The 1,310-nt window shown below is 77.2% G+C and carries 1 protein-coding gene; it reads left to right on the top strand.

Annotation, left to right across the window (positions count from 1 at the left end; translation table 11 throughout):
- Positions 1 to 1,208 (top strand): D-alanyl-D-alanine carboxypeptidase/D-alanyl-D-alanine-endopeptidase (locus HMPREF3105_RS00245; RefSeq protein WP_070708493.1); only part of this gene is annotated, 1,208 nt, incomplete at its 5' end.
- Between the last annotated feature and the right edge of the window lie 102 nt (positions 1,209 to 1,310).

Genomic DNA, 1,310 nt, shown 5'->3' with positions numbered 1-1,310 from the left:
CCGCCGTCGAGCCGGGGCTGGCGACGTCCCCGGGCACGGTCTCCGCCGAGTTCCGCGACCTCGCCACCGGCGAGGTGCTCTACGCGCGGGACGCGGACGAGCCCGTGGCCCCCGCGTCCTCGCTCAAGGTGCTCGCCGCCGCGGCCATCGTCTCCGCCCTGGGTCCTGAGACGACCCTGCAGACCACCGTGGTGGCCCAGCCCACCGCGGACGGCGCGGCCACCGAGCTGGTGCTCGTGGGCGGCGGCGACGTGCTGCTGGGCACGGGCGCCTCGGACTCGACGCACGTCTCCGGCCGCGCGGGCCTGCGCACCCTCGCGGAGCGGACCGTGGCCGGGCTGGTCGAGGACGGCGTCACCGGGCAGGTGGTGGTCAGCACGGACCTGCGGCTCTTCACGGACCGGACGGCCCTGAACCCGCGCTGGACGTCGGACATCCCGGAGAGCGGCAACATCGCGCCGGTGCAGCCGTTGGCCACCTACGGCGGCCGTGAGGCCCCCGGCACCGGGGAGGACCGCATCGAGGCCCCGGCGCAGTTCGCCGCGCTCACCTTCCAGGCCGCGCTCGACGACGCGGTGGCCGCCTCCGGCGCCGACCTCGAGGTGGGCCTGCGGGACACGCTCCCGGCCACCGAGGTGCCGCGCGCCACGGTCCTCGCCGCCGCCCCCGTCGCGGCGGTGGAGTCCGCGTCCGTGGGGGAGCAGGTCGCGTACCTGCTGGCCCACTCGGAGAACCAGGTGGTCGAGGCCCTGGCCCACACGGCCGCGCCCGCCACGGACCTGCCGGCCACCCACGAGGGCGCCACGCGGCTGCTGACGGCCACCGCCGAGGACCTCGGCGTGGACACCGCCGGGATGGCGCTCGTGGACTCCTCGGGCCTGTCCCCGGACAACCGCGTCAGTGCGGGCCAGCTGGCCGGCGTCGTGGCCGGGGTGGCCCGCACGCCCGCCCTGGCCACCGTGCTGGAGGGCCTGCCGCGGCCCGGCGAAGACTCCACCCTGGGCGACCGGTTCCCGGATGCCCCCGCGCGGCAGGCCGTGGCCGCGAAGACCGGCACGCTCGACCAGACGGTCTCCCTCACCGGCACCGTCACCGCGACGTCCGGGCGGGTCCTCGCGTTCAGCATCATCTGCTCGGATCTGCAGTGGAAGCTGGAGCCCGCGCGCGCGGCGGTCGACGAGGCCGTCAGCGCCGTCGCCGGGCTCTGATCCGAGGCCCGGGCCCTGTGGTCTGATGGAGCCCATGAGCGACGACCACGCGACCGACCGCCCCCGCACCGCCGCGGACGCCGAGCCGGGCGCCCCCGCCGA

Source organism: Micrococcus sp. HMSC31B01, assembly GCF_001816085.1.
In the GTDB taxonomy this organism is placed as follows: Bacteria; Actinomycetota; Actinomycetes; order Actinomycetales; family Micrococcaceae; genus Micrococcus; species Micrococcus luteus.
The sequence above is the reverse complement of the archived record's forward strand: the minus strand, read 5'-3'. Positions and strand labels throughout refer to the sequence as shown.